Genomic DNA, 19329 nt, shown 5'->3' with positions numbered 1-19329 from the left:
GCCGCGCCCATCATGACGGCCGTACACCGGAAGCGGAACCGAGTGCCGCACTGGCGTCCCGGAAACGGCCGGACCGCCGGATCGCCGCCGGATCGCCGCCGGATCGCCGGACCGCCGGACCGCCGTCGGGCTCGCCTCAGCGGGCGCGCAGGTAAGCGGCGGTGACGGACTTCGGGTGTTCCAGCAGCTCCTTCGGGGTGCCCTCGAAGACGATCTCACCGCCGTGTTTGCCCCCGTCGGGGCCGAGGTCGATCACCCAGTCCGCGCGCTTGACCACATCCATGTCGTGCTCGACGCAGATCACCGAGTTCCCCGAGTCGACCAGCCGGTCCAGCAACGCCACCAGCGTGTCCACATCCGCCATGTGCAGCCCGGTGGTCGGCTCGTCGAGGACGTACACACCGCCCGTGCGGTGCAACCGCGTGGCGAGTTTCACGCGTTGACGCTCGCCGCCGGACAGCGAGCTGAGCGGCCTGCCCAGCGTGAGATACGTCAGGCCGACGTCGGCGAGGGCCCGCAGCCTCCGCAGCAGCGTCCTGTCCTCGGAGAACGCGAAGAACTCCATGGCCGTCGCCGCCGTCATGTCCAGTACGTCCACGATGGAGCGGCCCTTCACCCGGTGCCGCAGCACATCGTCGTGGAAGCGCCGCCCCTCGCACGCCTGGCAGGTCGTGGTCACCGGATCCATGAACGCGAGGTCGGTGCAGATGATCCCGCGTCCCGCGCATTCCCCGCACGCACCCGAGGAGTTGAAGCTGAACAGTCCCGGCCGGACCCCGTTCTCCTTCGCGTAGATCGTACGGATGGTGTCCATGACACCGAGGTACGAGGCGGGCGTCGACCGCGACGAGGCGCTGATGGCGCCCTGGTCGATCACGATCGCCTCCGGGTACGCGGCCGTGAACACCTCGGACACCAGCGTCGACTTTCCGGAGCCCGCGACCCCGGTCACCGCCGTGAGGACCCCGGTCGGGAACCGTACGTCGATGCCCTTGAGGTTGTGCAGATCCGCGCCCGTGACCGGGAGTTGGCCGGTGGGGGAGCGGAACGACTCCTTCACGGGGGTACGGCGGCGCAGACAGCGGCCGGTGAGCGTATCGGCGCGGCGCAGCCCGTCCACCGGCCCCTCGTACACCACCCGGCCGCCGTCCGTGCCCGCCTTGGGGCCCATGTCGACCACATGGTCCGCGATCGCCATGACATCCGGGTCGTGCTCCACCACCAGCACCGTATTGCCCTTGTCGCGCAGCCGGACCAGCAGATCGTTCAGCCGGCCGACATCGCGCGGGTGCAGTCCCACGCTCGGCTCGTCGAAGACGAAGGTGAGGCCCGTCAGCGAACTCCCCAGGTGGCGCACCATTTTGAGCCGCTGCCCCTCACCGCCGGACAGCGTGGTGGTCTCCCGGTCCAGGCTGAGATAGCCGAGCCCGATCCCGACCAGTCGCTCCAGCCGTTCGCGCGCCGCGGCGGCGATCGGGGCCGCCACCGGGTCGTCGATCCGGCCCAGCACCTCGACCAGGTCGGCGACTTCCATGCGCGTGTGGTCGGCGATGGTGAGCCCGTCGATCCGGGTTGCGAGCGCGGCCTCGTTGAGCCGGGCCCCGCCGCACGCCTCGCACAGCCGCTCCTGGGTGAAGCGGGCCGCGGCCTCCCGGCGCTTCTCGGAGAGACCGGCGGTGTCACGCTTGAGGAAGAGCCGGGTGAAACGGTCCGCGATCCCCTCGAACCTCACGTCCACCGAGCCCGACCTCATGTTCACCCGGACGGTGAAGTCTCCTCCGTGCAAGAGGAGTTCGCGCTCCTCGTCGGTGTAGTCGCGCAGCGGCTTGGCCCGGTCGAAGTGGCCGGATTCGGCGTACAGGCTCCACTCCCAGCTGCCCACCGAGAGCCCGGGGAGCAGCAGCGCGCCCTCGTCGAGCGACCTGGACCAGTCGACGGCCCGGTCGGTGTCCAGTCGCACCACACGGCCCACGCCGTCGCAGACCTGGCACATCCCCGAGGGATCGTTGAAGGAGTACGCGGTCGCCGCACCGGCGCTCGGCGTGCCATGGCGGGAGAAGAGCACTCGGATCACGGAGTAGATGTCCGTCATCGTGCCGACGGTGGAGCGGACATTGCCGCCGACCGGCTTCTGGTCGACCACGACGGAGACGGCGAGATTGTCGATCGCGTCGACATGAGGGCGTTCGTGCTTGGGCAGCCGGTTTCTGATGAACGAGGTGAAGGTCTCGTTGAGCTGGCGCTGCGACTCCACGGCGATGGTGTCGAAGACGACCGAGGACTTGCCCGATCCCGACACTCCGGTGAAGACGGTGATCTTGCCCTTCGGGATGGCGAGGGAGACATCCCGGAGGTTGTTCTCACGGGCGCCCGAGATGGTGATGTTCTGAGGCATGGGCCGACGCTAACCAGGAAACCGGACATCTTCTGTCGGGTTTCCCGGTTGGCGTCGATCCTCCGGCGCTCGGCGGAGTCTCCGCCGACTCGCCGACTCGTCGACTCTCCGCTCGGCCGGTGGCGGCGCCGGTACTACGACGACCCGGGCGTCGCCTCCCGTACCTCCTCGGCGGTCGTGTCGCGCAACTCGCCGTCGAGCAGCAGCCAGCGGGTGATGCCGATCGACTCCAGGAACGGCACATCGTGGCTCGCCACGATCAGCGCACCCTCGTACGACTCCAGCGCGTCGGTGAGCCGGCGCACGCTCGCCATGTCCAGATTGTTCGTCGGCTCGTCCAGCATCAGCAACTGCGGTGCCGGTTCGGAGAGGAGCAGCGTGGCGAGCGAGGCACGGAAGCGCTCCCCGCCCGAGAGGGTCCCGGCCGGCTGGTCGGCCCGCGCGCCCCGGAACAGGAAGCGTGCCAGCCGCGCCCTGACCATGTTGTTCGTCGCGGCGGGAGCGAACCGCGCGACGTTCTCCACGACGCTCAGCGAGTCGTCGAGCACATCGAGCCGCTGGGGCAGGAAGCGCAGTGGCACATGGGCCAGCGCCTCGCCGGAGACCGGCTCCAGCTCCCCGGCGACCGTACGCAGCAGCGTCGTCTTGCCGGCTCCGTTCCGCCCCACGAGCGCGATCCGCTCGGGGCCGTGAATCGCGAACTCGCCCCTGGCCTCGGCTCCGTACCGCAGCCGCAGCTCGCGCAGCGTCAGTACGCTCCGGCCCGGATGGACCTTCGTGTACGGCAGTTCGACGCGGATCTCGTCGTCGTCGCGTACCGCCTCCACCGCGTCGTCCAGCCGCTCCTTCGCCTCGGTGAGCTTCTCGGTATGCATGATGCGGTGCTTGCCCGCCGATTCCTGGGCCGCCCTTTTACGGGCTCCCATCACGATCTTGGGCTCGCGCTTGCTCTCGAACATCTTCTGTCCGTACCGCTTGCGGCGGGCCAACTTGACCTGAGCTTCGGCCAGTTCACGCTTCTGTCGCTGTACGTCGGCCTCCGCGACCCGCACCATGCGCTCGGCCGCCTCCTGCTCCTGGGCCAGTGTTTCCTCGTACGCGGTGAAGTTGCCGCCGTACCACTTCACCTCGCCGTCGCGCAGGTCGGCGATCTGGTCGACCCGCTCCAGCAGTTCGCGGTCGTGGCTGACCACGACCATCACGCCTGACCAGGAGCCGACCGCCGTGTACAGCCGCCGCCGGGCGTGCAGATCGAGATTGTTGGTCGGCTCGTCCAGCAGCAGCACATCGGGCCTGGCCAGCAGCAGCGCGGCCAGCCGGAGCAGCACACACTCGCCGCCCGACACCTCGCCGATGGTCCGGTCGAGGCCGATGTGCCCGAGGCCGAGCTGATCGAGGGTGGCGACGGCACGCTCCTCGACATCCCAGTCGTCGCCGACGGCGGTGAAGTGCCGCTCGTTCGCGTCGCCCGCCTCGATGGCGTGCAGCGCGGCGCGGGCCGCGGCGATACCGAGCGCCTGATCCACCCGCAACCCGGTGTCGAGCACCACGGTCTGCGAGAGGTAGCCGACATCGCCGATGACCTTGATCTTCCCCTCGGTCGGGGTCAGTTCGCCCGCCATCAGGCGCAACAAGGTTGATTTACCTGATCCGTTGAGGCCGATCAGGCCGGTTCTGCCGGGACCGACGGTCAGTTGGAATCCGTCGAACACGCCCGTTCCGTCGGGCCAGGCGAAGGAGAGGGCAGTACAGCTGAGGTGACTCGGGGCAGTAGACATACGGATCTCCGGTTGCCGCGCGAAGAGCGCGAAGAGTGCGTGCAGAGGTGCAGGGCAACGGATGGAGACACCGCGATACGGACGGAGAGTCCCGGTCGGGGAGGACGGCTCGGCAGCCGAGGTCGCACACGAGCGCACAGGCGGAAACGCGGCTGTGCGAAACGGTGTCTCAGGACCTCAGACGAGCAACGTCCTACTCCAATTCGACGACAACAGGACTGTGGCACACCGTATGAGGGGCGCCGACGGTCGTCAACGCAATTAATGGCGCGAGGAGGAGCCAGTCAGGGGAGGGGGCGTCGCCTCAGCAGGCGTCGCGCAGCAGTTCGGCCAGGTCGTGGTCCAGATCCAGGTAGAGGTGCTCGCGGCCGGCCGGCACCAGGCCCTCGGAGCGCTCCAGGAAGTCCCGCAGCTCCCAGCTGCGCAGATGCACCATCGCGGTGCCCTCGGGGGCGTGGAACTCCACGACCGTACGGCCGTAGCCGAAGGGGCGGACTCGTACGTCGCCCACACCGATGGGCTCGGTCATGCCCCTGGCGAGCAGCTCGCGGGAGAACTCCCAGGTCACCTCGGTGCCCTCCAGCGTCGCCGGTGGCGGGAACGCCATACGTACGGCGAAGGGGTCCGCGCGGTCGTAGCGCAGCGTCGCGTGCACGGTATCGGCCCGGGGAACGGACGCGACCAGTCGGGCTTGAACAGCCTGCTCGATAACGGGTGACATGTCTGCTCCCCTTGATCTGGCCGAAGACGGATCGGAGGAGGGCCGGACTCGGTCGCCTCCTCAATGAGAAAGACGGCGGAGGACCCCGATCCGTGCTCCTGAACGGGGGTGAGTTGTATCACCTGTCCAGGGGGTAGCCGGATGGGCAGTCGGAGAGTCGATTTCGAGGCGGGTACTCCCCACCTGCCCCCGGCCTGCCCAGCAGGTGGATTTTTCCGCTCAGCCCGGCAGCTGCCGGCGGTACGGAGCGAGCGCGGGCGCCGTTTTCGTCGCGATGAACTCCGTGATCCGGTAGGCGCAGACTCCTCCGGTCACAAAGGGGTCGGAGGCCGTGATCCGCTCGATCTCCGCCCGGTCGTCCCCGACGGCGAGGATCACCCCGCCGTCACGCGGGTTCTTGCGGCCGGAGGCGATGAAGACACCGGACTCGTACTCCGCGTCCAGCCAGGCGACATGGGCGTCGAGCAACTCGTCGACGCGCTCGATGGGGCTGGTATAGGTCAATTCCAGTACGAACATGATCGCCAGGTTAGCCGTCGGCCCGCGAACGCCTGGGAGGTGGCGCTGCCACCACGTCCTCCGCCGGACAGGGCCCAGGGCCTCTCGTTTGGATCTTGCCGGGCTCGCGTGCCCCGGCACCGCGCCTCGCCGCGTTGTCGTCACTCCACGACTCCCCCACTGCCTCAAGGGCGTGGGAGGTGCCCCCGCCGCGTCGCCTCACTCCTCCGCCTTGCGATCCACGGCACCAGACCCCGCTCCCTGATCCGGCCTGATCCAAACGAAAGACCTTAGGCTGGTGATCATCATGGCGACGATCAGGACACCCGCGGACGAGACCGAGGCACGCGCTATCCAGGACGAGCTGCGCGGCCGTGTCGTGCTCGACGAACCGGGGCCGCCGGCCGGGACGGGTCTGGTGACCGGGGTGGACGTGGCGTACGACGACGAGCGGGACGTCGTCGCGGCGGCGGCCGTCGTGCTCGACGCCGCGACCCTCGCCGTCGTGGACGAGGCCACTGCCGTCGGCCGGGTCGCCTTCCCTTACGTACCCGGTCTGCTCGCCTTCCGGGAGATCCCGACGGTCCTGGCCGCCCTCGAATCGCTCACCTCGGCCCCCGGCCTCGTCGTCTGCGACGGCTACGGCCTGGCCCATCCGCGCCGGTTCGGGCTCGCCACTCATCTCGGCGTACTCACCGGGCTTCCGGTGATCGGCGTGGCGAAGAACCCGTTCATGTTCGGGTACGAGCAGCCGGGCGCCCGGCGTGGCGACTCTTCGCCATTGAGGGCCGACGACGGCGAGGAGGTCGGCCGGGCACTGCGCACGCAGGCGGGCGTCAAGCCGGTCTTCGTCTCCGTAGGCCACCGCATCGACCTCGCGACCGCCTGCGCCCACACCCTGAGGCTGGCCCCTGACTACCGCCTCCCGGAGTCCACCCGGCGGGCCGACTCCCTCTGCCGCCGGGCGCTGCGAGAGGCAACCGCTTAGGGCCTGTCGGCGATCCGTCCTCCCCCTCCGCAAGGCCCCGGCTTGGCATGTTTGGCAGCCCTGAAGCGCCAGGTCACACGCTGTCCCGGAGGTCGTCGAACGTCTGGATTTCGCATGCCGCAGCGTGATCGAATAGGGGATGACATCGTTCTGGACCGGCAATCGGGTACGCCTGCGCGGTATCGAGCCCGACGACTGGACCGCGCTCATGCGCTTCGCCGCTGACGAGGAGCGGTTGGGAGATGTGCTGCACCCACCCCGTTCCGCCGAGGGCTACCGTCTGCGGACGAAGGAGCAGGCCGCCGCCGAGTCCGACGGCGACTGCTTCCAGTTGGCAGTCGAGGCCGTCGACACGGGGCGCACAGTCGGTGCCGTCGGCTCGCACCACGCTGATCCACGTAACGGCTGGTTCGAGTACGGCGTCACGATAGGCGCTGATCACCGGCGCCAAGGCTACGCGGCGGAAGCCGCGGTGATGCTGCTGCGCTTCATGTTCGCCGAAAGGCGCTTCCACAAGTGCGGAGCGCGGATCTTCGCACACAACGAGGCATCACTCGCACTTCAGCGCCGACTCGGTTTCATCGAGGAGGGACGCCTCCGCGATCATGTGTTCTTCGCTGGCCGGCACCACGATCTCGTCATGATGGGCATGCTCGCCGACGAGTTCGCCCAACTGCACCCGTCGCGCGACGCGTGAGCCCGTCATCCGGGCCGGCCCGTTCGGTGTCGGGCGCGGCCCGGATCTGATCAGCGTTTTCGTGGCTCAGCCGCAGTCGGAGGTGATCGAGGCCACCCGGCGGCCGTCGAGTTCTTGGTTGCCGAAGCCGGCGACCTCCTGCTCGTCGCCTTGGAAGTACGGCCGGTCGTTGAGGCGGACGATGCAGCCGAAGTCGTCGAGGAGAGGGTTGTACGCGGACCGCGGGTGGATGGGCGGTTCGATGTCGTCCCGGTCGGGGAACCCGAAGCCCTCCTCTGTCACGTGCGCGTCCTCGGCGAAGAGCAGCCTGCCGGTTTGGTGCGGCCCCGACCACAGGCAGAAGTAGCCCTTCTTGCATGTCTTGGCGGCATGACCGGTGTCGGTCACGGGGGAGGCGGAAGCGGTGTTCACCGACAGACAGCCGATGACGGCCGCGACGGTGACAGCGAGACTGATGACGCGGTGATGCATGCTACCAGATGCTATCGATCGACTACAGAGAGTTCGAGGTTTTGAGCGGCATGTCCGCCGGACGGCGTGGCCTGTACGACCTTGACGCCAGCCCGCCACGACGTGCGCAGGACGGTGAAACGTGAGGTCACCATTGCCGCACGTCATATGGCAGGAAGCCAAGGAACAAGCTGAGTACCTGTACGGATACCGGCGGCCGGTCGTGATCGGCAGGCTGAATGTATGACGAACTATCGAGCCGCATCGAGAACGGCCCCCTTCCAGCCCTGTGAGTACCAGCCGCGCCGTCCCTCCTCGCCCCGCGAACGCGGCATGTCGACCGCGCTGTTGGTGTCCTCCGTCGTCGGCCTGATCTGGCTCGGCTCGATGATCTACACCATCGCCAACTGGGCCATGGCCTAACGCGCGTCCACGACCCGGAATCGGAGCCCCGCCGCCCGCAGCCGTGTCAGTAGCGCGTCCCCCATCGCCACCGCCGTGGTCACCTGGCCCGCGGTGTCCGGCAGGTCGTCGAACGCCAGACTGAGTACCGATTCGGCCAGCATCTTCGCCGACTCGTCGTAGCCGGGATCACCGCCCGAGACCTCGGTGAAGACCCGCCGCCCGCCGCCCGTGCCCACGAAGCGCACCGAGAACCAGCTCGCCCGCCTGCGCTCCTCGTCCGGGCCCGCGCCGGGCTCGTACCGTTTGAGCAACCAGTTCCGGGCCGCCGGGAGTTGCGCCACGGCCAGCCCCGTTCCCGCCGCCGCGGTGCCGCCCAGGGCGACCGGCAGCGTCTTCACCCCGGCGAAGTGCCGGTAGCGGAAGTCGGGACCGTACGGTGCCAGCGCCGCAGCGGAGCGCGCCACGATCTGTGGGTCGAGGGTCGGCAGCGGCAGCGCCCAGAGCCCGGTCTCCCGGCTGAAGTGCGGTGCGCCGAACGGCGCCCGGGTGCGTCGGCCGACCTGCCTCGGCTCGTACAACTGCCGCTCCTTCGCGGCCCGTAGACCCTGTGGGCCTCGGCTCATGACGGTCAGTACGGAGGCCAGTGTTCCGCCGGAGAAGAAGGCGTTGGAGCGTACGAAACCGTCCACGCACAGCGGTGCGTCCTGGGGGAGCTGCTGGACGGTGAGGTACACACCGAGGTCGCTGGGCACCGCGTCGAAGCCGCAGGCGTGCACGAGGCGCGCACCGGTCTCCCGGGCCCGTACGTCGTGGCGGAGATACATCCGGTCCAGGAACTCGGCCTCGCCGCACAGGTCCGCGTAGTCCGTTCCCGCCTCCGCGCAGGCCGCGACCAGCCCTTCGCCGTGCAACAGGTACGGTCCGACGGTCGACGCGATCACGCGGGCCGACTCGGCGAGGGCGCGCAGCGAGTCCGGTGAGTCCGTGTCGGCGTGCAGGACGGGGAGTGTGGCGCAGTCGGGGTCGATCGCGGTGAGCCGCTCCCGCAGACGTTCCAGCCGCTCCGGGTCGCGGCCCGCGATGGCCCAGCGGCAGTCCTGGGGCGCGTGGCCGGCGAGATACTCCGCAGTGAGTGTCCCGACGAAGCCCGTCGCTCCGAAGAGCACGATGTCGTACGGGCGTTGTGTGTCGTTCTTGCCGGTCATGGGCCCTCCACCGTCCGTTCCGTACATGTGTCCCGTGCGAGAGCTACCACGCCATCACGCGCCGGAACCTCATCGGGCACCGGAACCTCGTCACACCGGAACCTCACCGAGTCGCGGAACCTCATCAAGGCGCGGGACGGCATAGGCTCGACAGTGAACCAAGAGAACCAAGCGCCTGCTCGGTCCGAGGGGCCCGGAGTCCCGGACTCCGGGCCCCTCGGACCGAGCGGGACACATTCTTCACATCGCTGGTGTTGCACCAGTGGGTAACCGTGCTGGGGGATTGATGCCAACAAGTCAGGCGGCGGCGACAGGGAACGGTCCGCTGGCCGGGGTACGGGTGGTCGAGCTGGCCGGAATCGGGCCGGGGCCGTTCGCCGCCATGACGCTCGCCGACCTCGGTGCCGATGTCGTACGGGTCGACCGGCCGGGTGGCGCGGGACTCCGTATCGATCCGGCGCACGACCTGACCAACCGCAACAAGCGCTCCGTGCTGATCGACCTCAAGGCCGAGGACGGCGCTGCCCGCGTCCTGGACCTGGTGGAGCGCGCCGATGTGCTCATCGAGGGGTTCCGCCCCGGCGTCGCCGAGCGTCTCGGCATCGGCCCGCAGGAGTGCCTGGACCGCAATCCGCGGCTGGTGTACGGGCGGATGACCGGCTGGGGCCAGGACGGCCCGCTCGCCGAGCGCGCGGGGCACGACATCGGCTATATCGCGGTCACCGGCGCCCTCTCCATGATCGGCAAGGCCGACGAGCCGCCCGCCCTCCCGGCGAATCTGCTCGGTGATTACGCGGGCGGCGCGCTCTACCTCGTCATCGGCGTGCTCGCGGCGCTCCAGCACGCCCGTACGCCGGACGGCGCCGGGCAGGTTGTGGACGCGGCGATCGTCGACGGCACCGCGCATCTCACCACCATGATCCACGCCATGATGGGCGCGGGCGGCTGGCAGGACCGGCGGGGGGCCAACCTGCTCGACGGCGGCAGCCCGTTCTACGGCTCGTACGAGACCGCCGACGGCCAGTACATGGCGGTCGGCGCGCTGGAGCAGCGGTTCTACAACGAGTTCGTGGAGCTGCTGGGTATCGCCGACGAGCTTCCGGCGCGCAAGGACTTCGAGCGCTGGGACGAGTTGCGGGACGCGGTGGCCGCCCGGTTCAGGAGGAAGACCCGCCAGGAGTGGACGGCGGTCTTCGAGGGTTCCGACGCCTGCGTCGCTCCGGTGGTGTCACTGCGTGAGGCACCGGACCACCCGCATCTCGCGGCGCGTGGCACCTTCATCGACCACGCGGGGCTCACCCAGCCGGCGCCCGCGCCCCGGTTCTCCGCCACCCCCGGATCGGTGCGCCGACCGCCCGCGCGGCCGGGCGCGGACGGCGCGGAGATCGCCCGCGACTGGGACCTGCCCGCCGGCGGCTGGGTCGGGCCCGCAGGGGACGGGGGCCCCGCACGCGCCAAGGAGGGCAGCTGAGTTGGAGCTTCGGAGCCCGCGTACTCGAGTACCCGCGTACCCGAGTATCCGAGTACCCGGGGCGGCGCGTCCGGCCGACGGCTGGATCCGGACCATCGGTGGACGTACGGCCGGGAACATGACGGACGCCGCCGGCGGATCGCCGCGGTCGTGAACCGGGAACAGCCGTGAACCGGAAGTCGTCAACCCGAACAGCCGTCAACTCCCGTCAACCCGAACAGTCGTGAACCGCAATACCGGAATCGTTGAAAGGCAGTCGTCGTGAGTACCGAAGCGTTCGTCTACGACGCGATCCGCACCCCGCGCGGCCGAGGCAAGGCCAATGGCGCCCTGCATGGCACGAAGCCCATCGACCTGGTCGTCGGGCTGATCCATGAGCTGCGTGGCAGGTTCTCCGGGCTCGACCCGGCGGCGATCGACGACATCGTGCTCGGCGTGGTCAGCCCGCTCGGCGACCAGGGCTCGGACATCGCCCGTATCGCGGCGATCGCCGCCGGACTGCCCGACTCCGTCGCCGGCGTACAGGAGAACCGCTTCTGCGCGTCCGGTCTGGAAGCCGTCAACCTGGCCGCGGCCAAGATCCGTTCCGGCTGGGAGGACCTGATCCTCGCGGGCGGAGTCGAGTCGATGTCTCGGGTGCCGATGGGGTCCGACGGCGGCGCCTGGGCGATGGACCCGATGACCAGCTTCGCGACCGGCTTCGCCCCGCAGGGCATCGGCGCCGACCTGATCGCCACGCTCGGCGGCTTCGGTCGGCGCGCTGTGGACGAATTCGCCGCACTGTCCCAGGAACGGGCCGCCGTGGCCTGGAAGGAGGGCCGCTTCGCGCGGTCGGTCGTGCCGGTCCTCGACCGTAACGGGCTCACCGTCCTCGACCACGACGAGCACATGCGGCCCGGCACCACCGCCGACTCGCTCGCGGGCCTCAAGCCGTCGTTCGCCAGAATCGGCGAGGCGGGCGGCTTCGACGCCGTGGTCCTGCAGAAGTACCACTGGGTCGAGAAGATCGACCATGTCCACCACGCGGGCAACTCGTCCGGCATCGTGGACGGTGCCGCCCTCGTCGCGATCGGCTCCCAGGAGACCGGCGAGCGCTACGGACTCACGCCGCGCGCCCGGATCGTCTCCGCCGCGGTCTCCGGCTCCGAGCCGACCATCATGCTGACGGGACCCGCCCCCGCGAGCCGCAAGGCCCTCGCCAAGGCCGGACTGACCATCGACGACATCGACCTGGTCGAGATCAACGAAGCGTTCGCGGCGGTCGTCCTGCGCTTCGCCGAGGACATGGGACTCTCCCTGGACAAGGTCAACGTCAACGGTGGCGCCATCGCGCTCGGCCATCCGCTCGGGGCCACCGGAGCGATGATCCTCGGCACGCTCATCGATGAACTGGAGCGCCAGGACAAGCGGTACGGCCTCGCCACGCTCTGCGTCGGCGGCGGCATGGGCGTGGCCACCGTCGTGGAGCGTCTCTGACCGTCCCGCGTGCGCGACCGACGCGCACACCGCCCCACCGCCCCGCGACGGGCCCCGTCACCGCGTCTCCCCGTCACGGAGAACCCCGCCACCGGGCCTCCCTGTCACCGGTCTCCCCGCCACCGAGCCTCCACGCTACGGAATCCTCCCGATACGGAGCAGCAGCATGAGCGAATCCTCCACCCCGGCTTCCCCCGCCTCGGCTTCCCCCAATCCGTCTTCCTCCGCGATTCGCTGGGAACAGGACGGGACCGGTGTCGTCACCCTCGTCCTCGACGACCCCGACCAGTCCGCCAACACCATGAACCACGCGTTCCGGCAGGCCATCACGGCCGTCGCCGACCGCGCGGAGGCGGAGAAGGACACCATCCGCGGCATCATCGTCACGTCCGCCAAGAAGACCTTCTTCGCCGGCGGCGACCTCAAGGACATGATCGGACTCGGTCCCGAGGACGCCCGGCGGATCTTCGAGAGCGGTATGGCCGTCAAGCGCGCCCTGCGCCGCGTCGAGACTCTCGGCAAGCCCGTCGTCGCCGCCGTCAACGGCGCCGCGCTGGGCGGCGGTTACGAGATCGCCCTCGCCTGCCACCACCGCGTCGCCCTGGACGCGCCCGGCTCCAAGATCGGCCTGCCCGAGGTCACGCTGGGACTGCTGCCCGGGGGCGGCGGGGTGATCCGTACCGTACGGCTGATGGGCATCGCCGACGCGTTGCTCAAGGTCCTGCTCCAGGGCACCCAGTACACACCGCGGCGTGCGCTGGAGAACGGTCTGATCCATGAAGTCGCCGCCACCACGGACGAGATGCTCGACCGGGCCCGAGCCTTCATCGACGCCCACCCCGAGTCCTGGCAGCCGTGGGACGTCAAGGGCTACAAGATCCCCGGCGGGACCCCCTCCAGCCTGCCCGCTTTTCCGGCCAACTTGAAGAAGCAGATCGCGGGCGCTCCCTACCCGGCGCCCCGCAATATCCTGGCGACGGCCGTCGAAGGCTCGCAGGTCGACTTCGAGACCGCGCAGACCATCGAGGCCCGCTACTTCACCGAACTGGTCACCGGACAGACTGCCAAGAACATGATCCAGGCGTTCTTCTTCGACCTCCAGGCCGTCAACTCCGGTGCGGGCCGCCCCCAGAGCGTCGCCCCGCGCGAGGTCCGCAAGGTCGCGGTCCTCGGCGCCGGGATGATGGGCGCGGGCATCGCGTACTCCTGCGCGCGCGCCGGTCTCGACGTCGTCCTCAAGGACGTGTCCCAGGAGGCCGCCGACAGAGGGAAGGCGCACTCCGCGAAGCTCCTCGCCAAGGCGCTCTCCCGGGGACGTACGAGTGAGGCGGACCGGGACGCGCTGCTCGCCCGGATCACCCCGACCCCCGACGTCGCCGACCTCGCCGGGTGCGATGCCGTGATCGAGGCGGTCTTCGAGGACACCGCGCTCAAGCACAAGGTGTTCCAGGAGGTCCAGGACATCATCGAACCGGACGCGCTGCTCTGCTCCAACACCTCCACCCTGCCCATCACGGCGCTCGCCGAAGGCGTCTGGCGGCCCGCCGACTTCATCGGGCTGCACTTCTTCTCGCCCGTCGACAAGATGCCGCTGGTCGAGATCATCAAGGGCGAGCGGACCGGCGACGAGGCGCTCGCCCGCGCCTTCGACCTGGTGCGCCGGATCAGGAAGACCCCGATCGTGGTCAATGACTCGCGCGGTTTCTTCACCTCGCGCGTGATCGGGAAGTTCATCAACGAGGGCGTCGCGATGGTCGGTGAGGGCATCGACCCCGCGTCGGTCGAACAGGCCGCCGCGCAGGCCGGGTTCCCGGCCAAGGTGCTCTCGCTGACGGACGAGCTGACGCTGACACTTCCGCGCAGGATCCGCCATGAGACGAAGCGCGCGGTCGAGGAGGCCGGAGGCACCTGGACCGGTCACCCGTCGGACGCGGTGATCGACCGGATGGTGGACGAGTTCGGGCGTACGGGACGCGGGGGCGGCGCGGGATTCTACGAGTACGGAGAGGACGGCACCCGTACCCGCCTGTGGCCGGGCCTGCGGGAGCACTTCGGCCGGGCCGCCGAGGCTACTGAGGTCCCCTTCCTGGACATGAAGGAGCGGATGCTCTTCGTCGAGGCGCTGGATTCCGTGCGCTGCCTGGAGGAGAACGTCCTGACCTCGGTCGCCGACGCCAATATCGGCTCGGTCATGGGCATCGGCTTCCCGGCCTGGACGGGCGGTGTGCTCCAGTACATCAACGGGTACGAGGGCGGCCTGCCCGGCTTTGTCGCGCGCGCCCGGGAGCTGGCCGAGCGGTACGGCGAGCGGTTCGAGCCGCCCGCGCTGCTGGTCGGCAAGGCGGAGCGGGGCGAGACGTTCCGTGACACGTAGAAGCCCTGAGGCGTCACGCGCGAGAGGTGAACCGAAGCCCGACGGCCGGGCAGGGCCTGCGGTCGACTGAGGCCCGTGGTCAGGCCGAGGCCCGCCGTACCAGCATCGTCGGGGTGATCACCGAGGCCGGAGCCGGCGGGCCGGCGCCCTCGCGTTCCTGGTCGAGGCCCCGTAGCAACAGCCGTGCCATCAGCCGTCCCTGCCCCTCGATGTCCTGCTGGACGGTGGTCAGCGGAGGATCGGTCGCCTCGGCGACCGAGTCCATGTCGTCGAAGCCGACCAGCGCCACGTCACGGGGCACCGCACGGCCCCGCTCCTTGAGGACGCGCAGGGCGCCCGAGGCCATCAGATCGTTGGCGGCGAACACCGCGTCCAGATCGGGGCACCGGTCCAGCAGTTCCGCCATCGCCCGCGCCCCGCTCTCCTCCGTGAACGCGCCTTCTGCGATCAGCGTCGGATCCGCGTCCAGCAGGACGTCCCGGTAGCCGTCGAGCCGGTCGTTGGCCGACGTCTGGTCGCGCGGGCCGCCGATGTGCGCGATCCGCAGCCGACCGAGGTCACGCAGGTACTGGACGGCCTCGCGGGCGCCGCCCCGGTTGTCGGCGTCCACGTACGGCACGGCCTGGTGATCCGGCGCCACCGTCCAGCTCGGCCGGCCTCCGTACACCGTCGGCATCGCGGCCCGCCGGGTGATCGCGGGTATCGGGTCGTCGGTGTGCAGTGAGAAGGCGAGCGCGCCGTCGACATGGCCGCCCGCCAGATACCGGGCGATCCGCTCGTAGTCGCCGGGCCCTTCGACCAGCAGGAGCACCAACTGGGTGTCGTGCGCGGTCAGTTCCTTGCTGATGCCGCGGATCTGCTGGGAGAAGAACGGGTCGCTGAAGATCCGGATCTCCGGCTCCGCGATGATCACGGCGACGGCGCCGGTGCGCCGGGTGACCAGGGTGCGGGCCGCGTGGTTCGGTACGTACCCCAGCTCCTCGACCGCCCGCAGCACCTTGTCGACCAGCGGTCGGCGCACGCCCGCGCCGCCGTTGACGACCCGGGAGGCCGTGGCCCGTGAGACACCCGCGTGAGCCGCGACGGCTTCCAGGGTGGGGCGGGAACCAGGGGACGGCTCGGACACGGCGTGCGCTCCTCGTCGGCGGATGCTGCGGCAGGTACGACAGCGACGTGGGCGCGCGAGAGGCGGGCTGCCGAACGGCTATACCCTAATGCCCCCTCCCGACAAGGCCGGCCGCCGCTCCTCGACGCGCGCACATCGCCGCTCGCGGCACCGGACGAGTCATTCGAAAAGCCCCACGGTCGTGCTCGGCACGCGCGTACGCACATACGCGGGCTCACCGGGTTGCCGGAATTCCCCGGCATGCCCTGCCCCGTCGGCCGGAATCGTCCCGACTGTCCCCCGTACTCCGTCCGCCGGTCCCTCCCGCCTCCCGACTGCCCCCTTTTGCAGGGGAGTTGACCGAGGTACCTTCCGCCCCATGGAGATCCGTACGCGGAGTGCCCGCAGGTCGTACAGAACGCTGGTCGTGGCGGCCTCCGCCGCGCTGCTCGGGGTGTTGCTCACCCCGACGGGGGCGCAGGGCGCTGAACGGCGACAGGGCGTTCACCAGACGGTGGACAGACCCTCCGCGGCAGAGATCCGGAAGCCCCCCAAGCCCCCCAGGACCCGCGAGAGCCGCCCCGTCCACTCCTACGCCGACGCCATCCGCGAGTCCGTCTGGGTGGACACCGGACTCGACGGCGACGGGGACGGCAGGACCGACCGTGTCGCCGTCGACATCGTCCGCCCCGGCGAGCCCGCGGGGCAGGGCCGGAAGATCCCCGTGATCATGGACGCCAGCCCCTACTACTCCTGCTGCGGACGCGGCAACGAGAGTCAGAAGAAGACCTACGACGCGGACGGCGACCCGCTCTCCTTCCCCCTGCACTACGACAACTACTTCGTGCCGCGCGGCTACGCCTTCGTCGCCGTCGACCTGACCGGGACCAGTCGCTCCGACGGCTGTACCGATGTCGGCGGACGGTCCGACGTGCAGTCCGCCAAGGCCGTCGTCGACTGGCTGAACGGCCGCGCCCACGCCTACGCCGACCGCACCGGTACCGCCCGCGTGCAGGCCGACTGGACCACCGGTGCCACCGGCATGATCGGCAAGAGTTACGACGGGACCATCGCCAACGGGGTGGCCGCCACCGGCGTCGAGGGACTGAAGACCATCGTCCCGATCGCCGCGATCACTTCCTGGTACGACTACTACTTCGCCCAGGGCGCCCCCCTCTACGACTCCGGACCCGAATGGCTCTCGGACTACGTGGAGAGCCCCGGCGCCCGAGGCCGTTGCCAGGCGGTCCAGCAGCGCCTGATCGACGAGGCACCGCGCAGCGGCGACTGGACCGATCTGTGGAGCGAGCGCGACTACGTACGCGACGCGAGCAAGGTCAAGGCCAGCGTCTTCGCGATCCACGGCATGCAGGACCTCAACGTCCGTACCAAGCACCTCGGCCAGTGGTGGGACGCGCTCGCCGACGCGGGCGTGGAGCGCAAGATCTGGCTCTCCCAGACCGGCCATGTCGACCCGTTCGACTTCCGCCGCACCGACTGGGTGCCCACCCTGCACCGCTGGTTCGACCACTACCTCCTCGGATACGACAACGGCATCGACCGCGAACCCGTGGCGGACATCGAGCGCGCCCCCGACCAGTGGTCCACCGACCAGGTCTGGCCGCCGAGCGCCACCGACGCCACCACCCTGCGCCCCGGCAGGGGCGCGGCCCCCGGCGTCGGCACACTCGGGCAGACACCCGCCGCTCCCGGTACGACCGAGACCTTCACCGACGACCCGCGCCTCGGCGAGACCGACTGGGCCGCCGACATCGACCGGTCGACCCCCGCCAAGTCCGGTTTCCTCACCCGGCCGCTGAGCCGTGATCTGCGGCTGTCCGGCTCCTCCACGGTGACCGTCACCGCCACGCCGTCCACCTCGACCGCGCACCTCTCCGCGGTACTCGTCGACCTCGGCCCGGACACCATCCGCGACTACACCGCGTCGGGCGAAGGCATCACCACCCTCACCGGACGCACCTGCTGGGGCCCGAGCACCACCGCGGACAGCTCCTGCTACCTGGAGACCGCGGCCCGGACGGCCGACGTGGACCACACGGTCTTCAGCCGCGGCTGGGCCGACCTCGGCACCTACGCGTCGGCCGGCCACGGCCGCCCGCTCACCCCGGGCAAGCCCTATACCCTCACCATCGATCTCGCCGCGAGCGACCATGTCGTCCCGGCCGGCCACCGGCTCGCCCTGATCATCGGCGGCACCGACAAGGGCCTCATCGACCCCCCTTCCACCACCCCGGCCCTCACTCTCGACCTGGCCGGCACGTCCGCGAAGCTGCCGCTCGTCGGCGGCGCCGAGGCGTTCACCCGCGCCACGACCGGAGCGGCCCCACCGCACAGCGCACCCCGCGAGTCCCGTCCGAACGGCGTGGCCGAGCCGCGCCGGACACCTCCGATCCCGGGAGACCGCAGCCGATGACACCGCGCGTACGCACCCTCGTCCGCCTTCGAGTCGCCGTGCTGGCGGCGACCACCGTGGCCCTCGTCCTGCCCACGGCCGCCGTCTCGGCCGAGGCCGGTTCCACCACGGCCCGCACGGCCACCGGGCCGCGTACCGAATTCGAGACCAGCGACGGAGCGAACTGGACCAGCCAGCGCCAGGAACAGGAGTTCCTGGCCGCCGTCGACCGGGGGAGCGACCGCGCCTCGCTCTCCACCATCGGCGCCACCGCGCAGGGGCGCCCGCTCCAGCTCGTCGAACTCGGCGCCCGGCGCGCGCCCGCCACCGTACTGCTGGTGTGCAGCCAGCACGGCGACGAGCCGTCGGGCCGCGAGGCGTGTCTGACCACGGTCCGCGATCTCGCCTACGCCGAGGACCGCGAAACGCGGCGCTTCCTGGCCCGTACGAGCGTCCTTGTCGTCCCCACCGCCAACCCGGACGGACGGGCCGCCGACACCCGGGGCAACTCCGACGGCGTCGACATCAACCGCGACCACATCGCGCTCAAGACCGCCGAGGGCCGGGCCATGGCCGCCGTCATCCGCGACCGCGGCCCGGACGTCATCTACGACCTGCACGAGTACGGTGCGACCCCGCCGTACTACGACAAGGACCTGTTCGACCTCTGGCCACGCAATCTCAACACGGACGCCGATGTCCACGACGAGTCGCGGACCCTGTCGGAGCGGTACGTACGCCCCGCCGCGCGCGAGGGCGGCCACTCCATCGGTACGTACGGCATCTGGACCGACCCGGCGACCGGCGACCCCATCAAGCAGACCGCGGGCGACGGCCAGGAGCGCATCCTGCGCAACGCCTCGGGCGTCAAACACGCGATCGGCCTGCTCATCGAGAGCCGGGTCGACGCGCTCACCGACGCCGAGATCTCCGACGCGGCGCTGAACAACCGGCGCCGGGTGACCAGTCAACTCGACTCCCTGAAAGGCTTGTTCGCGTTCACCGACGAGCGCCGCGCACAGATCACGACCGCCACGGCCGCCGCCCGGCTGGCCGGGCTGAAGGACCGCGGCCCGGTCTATCTCGGCGGCGCGGACAACGACCCCGCGGCCCCCGGGGAGATCCTTCGGGACCCGTCGTGCGGCTACCGGCTCGACGCGGATCAGTACGGCGACGTCAAGGACGAACTCGCCCTGCACGGAGTGGTGTCCGTGCCACGCGGCAAGGGCGCCTTCGTACCGCTCCGCCAGTCGCAGCGCGCCCTGGTGCCGCTGCTGCTCGACGAGCGGGCGGAGTACCACCTGACCGCCGGGAGGCCAGCCGACTGCTGAGCCCCGCTCCCGGAGCGCCCGG

15 protein-coding genes are annotated in these 19329 nt (G+C 70.2%); 8 read left to right on the top strand and 7 right to left on the bottom strand.

Annotated features, from left to right (window positions below; translation table 11 throughout):
• Positions 1-136: 136 nt before the first annotated feature.
• The 4 genes from ACIOJD_RS17370 to ACIOJD_RS17355 form a co-directional block, all read right to left on the bottom strand.
• Entirely contained in the window at positions 137-2395 is a 2259-nt protein-coding gene (locus ACIOJD_RS17370) for an ATP-binding cassette domain-containing protein (RefSeq protein ID WP_401914077.1), read from the bottom strand.
• A 134-nt stretch (positions 2396-2529) separates the two neighbouring features.
• Complete coding sequence (locus ACIOJD_RS17365) at positions 2530-4173, bottom strand: ABC-F family ATP-binding cassette domain-containing protein (RefSeq protein WP_401914076.1); 1644 nt, start codon at positions 4171-4173, stop codon at positions 2530-2532.
• A gap of 304 nt (positions 4174-4477) precedes the next feature.
• The gene (locus ACIOJD_RS17360) at positions 4478-4894 is read right to left on the bottom strand and encodes an SsgA family sporulation/cell division regulator (protein ID WP_401914073.1); all 417 of its coding nucleotides are present in this window, start codon (positions 4892-4894) and stop codon (positions 4478-4480) included.
• Positions 4895-5113: 219 nt separating this feature from the next.
• Positions 5114-5413 (bottom strand): YciI family protein, encoded by a 300-nt coding sequence (locus ACIOJD_RS17355; protein ID WP_401914070.1) that lies wholly within the window; start codon positions 5411-5413, stop codon positions 5114-5116.
• 286 nt (positions 5414-5699) lie between these two features.
• Between ACIOJD_RS17355 and ACIOJD_RS17350 the strand changes: the two genes are divergently transcribed.
• Both ACIOJD_RS17350 and ACIOJD_RS17345 read left to right on the top strand, forming a co-directional pair.
• The gene (locus ACIOJD_RS17350; RefSeq protein ID WP_401914069.1) at positions 5700-6380 is read left to right on the top strand and encodes an endonuclease V; all 681 of its coding nucleotides are present in this window, start codon (positions 5700-5702) and stop codon (positions 6378-6380) included.
• A 139-nt stretch (positions 6381-6519) separates the two neighbouring features.
• Entirely contained in the window at positions 6520-7077 is a 558-nt protein-coding gene (locus ACIOJD_RS17345; RefSeq protein WP_401914068.1) for a GNAT family N-acetyltransferase, read from the top strand.
• Between the two features lie 66 nt (positions 7078-7143).
• Here the strand turns inward: ACIOJD_RS17345 and ACIOJD_RS17340 are convergent, their stop codons facing one another.
• Positions 7144-7548, bottom strand: coding sequence for a peptidase inhibitor family I36 protein (locus tag ACIOJD_RS17340; RefSeq protein WP_401914065.1), 405 nt, complete (start codon positions 7546-7548; stop codon positions 7144-7146).
• Between the two features lie 222 nt (positions 7549-7770).
• Between ACIOJD_RS17340 and mmpA the strand changes: the two genes are divergently transcribed.
• On the top strand, positions 7771-7950 hold the full coding sequence (mmpA, locus tag ACIOJD_RS17335; RefSeq protein ID WP_401914063.1) for a morphogenic membrane protein MmpA: 180 nt from the start codon (positions 7771-7773) through the stop codon (positions 7948-7950).
• Here the strand turns inward: mmpA and ACIOJD_RS17330 are convergent.
• Entirely contained in the window at positions 7947-9137 is a 1191-nt protein-coding gene (locus tag ACIOJD_RS17330) for a saccharopine dehydrogenase family protein (RefSeq protein ID WP_401914062.1), read from the bottom strand. The two genes, mmpA and ACIOJD_RS17330, sit on opposite strands and share 4 nt — an antisense overlap.
• A gap of 286 nt (positions 9138-9423) precedes the next feature.
• Here ACIOJD_RS17330 and ACIOJD_RS17325 point away from each other — a divergent pair, with 286 nt between their 5' ends.
• From ACIOJD_RS17325 to ACIOJD_RS17315, 3 genes are all read left to right on the top strand, one after another.
• Positions 9424-10608: a CaiB/BaiF CoA transferase family protein gene (locus tag ACIOJD_RS17325; protein ID WP_401914060.1), complete on the top strand. Its 1185-nt coding sequence runs from the start codon at positions 9424-9426 to the stop codon at positions 10606-10608.
• 261 nt (positions 10609-10869) lie between these two features.
• Positions 10870-12084, top strand: coding sequence for an acetyl-CoA C-acetyltransferase (locus tag ACIOJD_RS17320; protein ID WP_401914058.1), 1215 nt, complete (start codon positions 10870-10872; stop codon positions 12082-12084).
• Positions 12085-12250: 166 nt separating this feature from the next.
• On the top strand, positions 12251-14458 hold the full coding sequence (locus tag ACIOJD_RS17315) for a 3-hydroxyacyl-CoA dehydrogenase NAD-binding domain-containing protein (RefSeq protein WP_401914055.1): 2208 nt from the start codon (positions 12251-12253) through the stop codon (positions 14456-14458).
• A gap of 79 nt (positions 14459-14537) precedes the next feature.
• On the opposite strand, the gene ACIOJD_RS17310 is transcribed toward ACIOJD_RS17315, so the two are convergent.
• Positions 14538-15584, bottom strand: coding sequence for a LacI family DNA-binding transcriptional regulator (locus ACIOJD_RS17310; protein ID WP_401914053.1), 1047 nt, complete (start codon positions 15582-15584; stop codon positions 14538-14540).
• Positions 15585-15942: 358 nt separating this feature from the next.
• On the opposite strand from ACIOJD_RS17310, the gene ACIOJD_RS17305 reads away from it, so the two are divergent.
• Both ACIOJD_RS17305 and ACIOJD_RS17300 read left to right on the top strand, forming a co-directional pair.
• Positions 15943-17997: a Xaa-Pro dipeptidyl-peptidase gene (locus ACIOJD_RS17305; RefSeq protein WP_401914050.1), complete on the top strand. Its 2055-nt coding sequence runs from the start codon at positions 15943-15945 to the stop codon at positions 17995-17997.
• Positions 17994-19307, top strand: coding sequence for a M14 family metallocarboxypeptidase (locus ACIOJD_RS17300; protein WP_401914047.1), 1314 nt, complete (start codon positions 17994-17996; stop codon positions 19305-19307). The genes ACIOJD_RS17305 and ACIOJD_RS17300 overlap by 4 nt, the downstream gene beginning before the upstream one ends.
• Positions 19308-19329 lie beyond the last annotated feature (22 nt).

Source organism: Streptomyces sp. NPDC088116, from assembly GCF_044741745.1.
Lineage (GTDB): Bacteria > Actinomycetota > Actinomycetes > Streptomycetales > Streptomycetaceae > Streptomyces.
The sequence above is the reverse complement of the archived record's forward strand: the minus strand, read 5'-3'. Positions and strand labels throughout refer to the sequence as shown.

What these genes read in the sequence shown, in the direction of transcription:
- ACIOJD_RS17305 (WP_401914050.1), top strand. Translation starts at nt 15,943, where the DNA reads ATGGAGATCCGTACGCGGAGTGCCCGCAGGTCGTACAGAACGCTGGTC.
- ACIOJD_RS17360 (WP_401914073.1), bottom strand. Translation starts at nt 4,894, where the DNA reads ATGTCACCCGTTATCGAGCAGGCTGTTCAAGCCCGACTGGTCGCGTCC.
- mmpA (WP_401914063.1), top strand. Translation starts at nt 7,771, where the DNA reads ATGACGAACTATCGAGCCGCATCGAGAACGGCCCCCTTCCAGCCCTGT.
- ACIOJD_RS17350 (WP_401914069.1), top strand. Translation starts at nt 5,700, where the DNA reads ATGGCGACGATCAGGACACCCGCGGACGAGACCGAGGCACGCGCTATC.
- ACIOJD_RS17370 (WP_401914077.1), bottom strand. Translation starts at nt 2,395, where the DNA reads ATGCCTCAGAACATCACCATCTCGGGCGCCCGTGAGAACAACCTCCGG.
- ACIOJD_RS17355 (WP_401914070.1), bottom strand. Translation starts at nt 5,413, where the DNA reads ATGTTCGTACTGGAATTGACCTATACCAGCCCCATCGAGCGCGTCGAC.
- ACIOJD_RS17325 (WP_401914060.1), top strand. Translation starts at nt 9,424, where the DNA reads ATGCCAACAAGTCAGGCGGCGGCGACAGGGAACGGTCCGCTGGCCGGG.
- ACIOJD_RS17300 (WP_401914047.1), top strand. Translation starts at nt 17,994, where the DNA reads ATGACACCGCGCGTACGCACCCTCGTCCGCCTTCGAGTCGCCGTGCTG.
- ACIOJD_RS17330 (WP_401914062.1), bottom strand. Translation starts at nt 9,137, where the DNA reads ATGACCGGCAAGAACGACACACAACGCCCGTACGACATCGTGCTCTTC.
- ACIOJD_RS17345 (WP_401914068.1), top strand. Translation starts at nt 6,520, where the DNA reads ATGACATCGTTCTGGACCGGCAATCGGGTACGCCTGCGCGGTATCGAG.
- ACIOJD_RS17340 (WP_401914065.1), bottom strand. Translation starts at nt 7,548, where the DNA reads ATGCATCACCGCGTCATCAGTCTCGCTGTCACCGTCGCGGCCGTCATC.
- ACIOJD_RS17315 (WP_401914055.1), top strand. Translation starts at nt 12,251, where the DNA reads ATGAGCGAATCCTCCACCCCGGCTTCCCCCGCCTCGGCTTCCCCCAAT.
- ACIOJD_RS17365 (WP_401914076.1), bottom strand. Translation starts at nt 4,173, where the DNA reads ATGTCTACTGCCCCGAGTCACCTCAGCTGTACTGCCCTCTCCTTCGCC.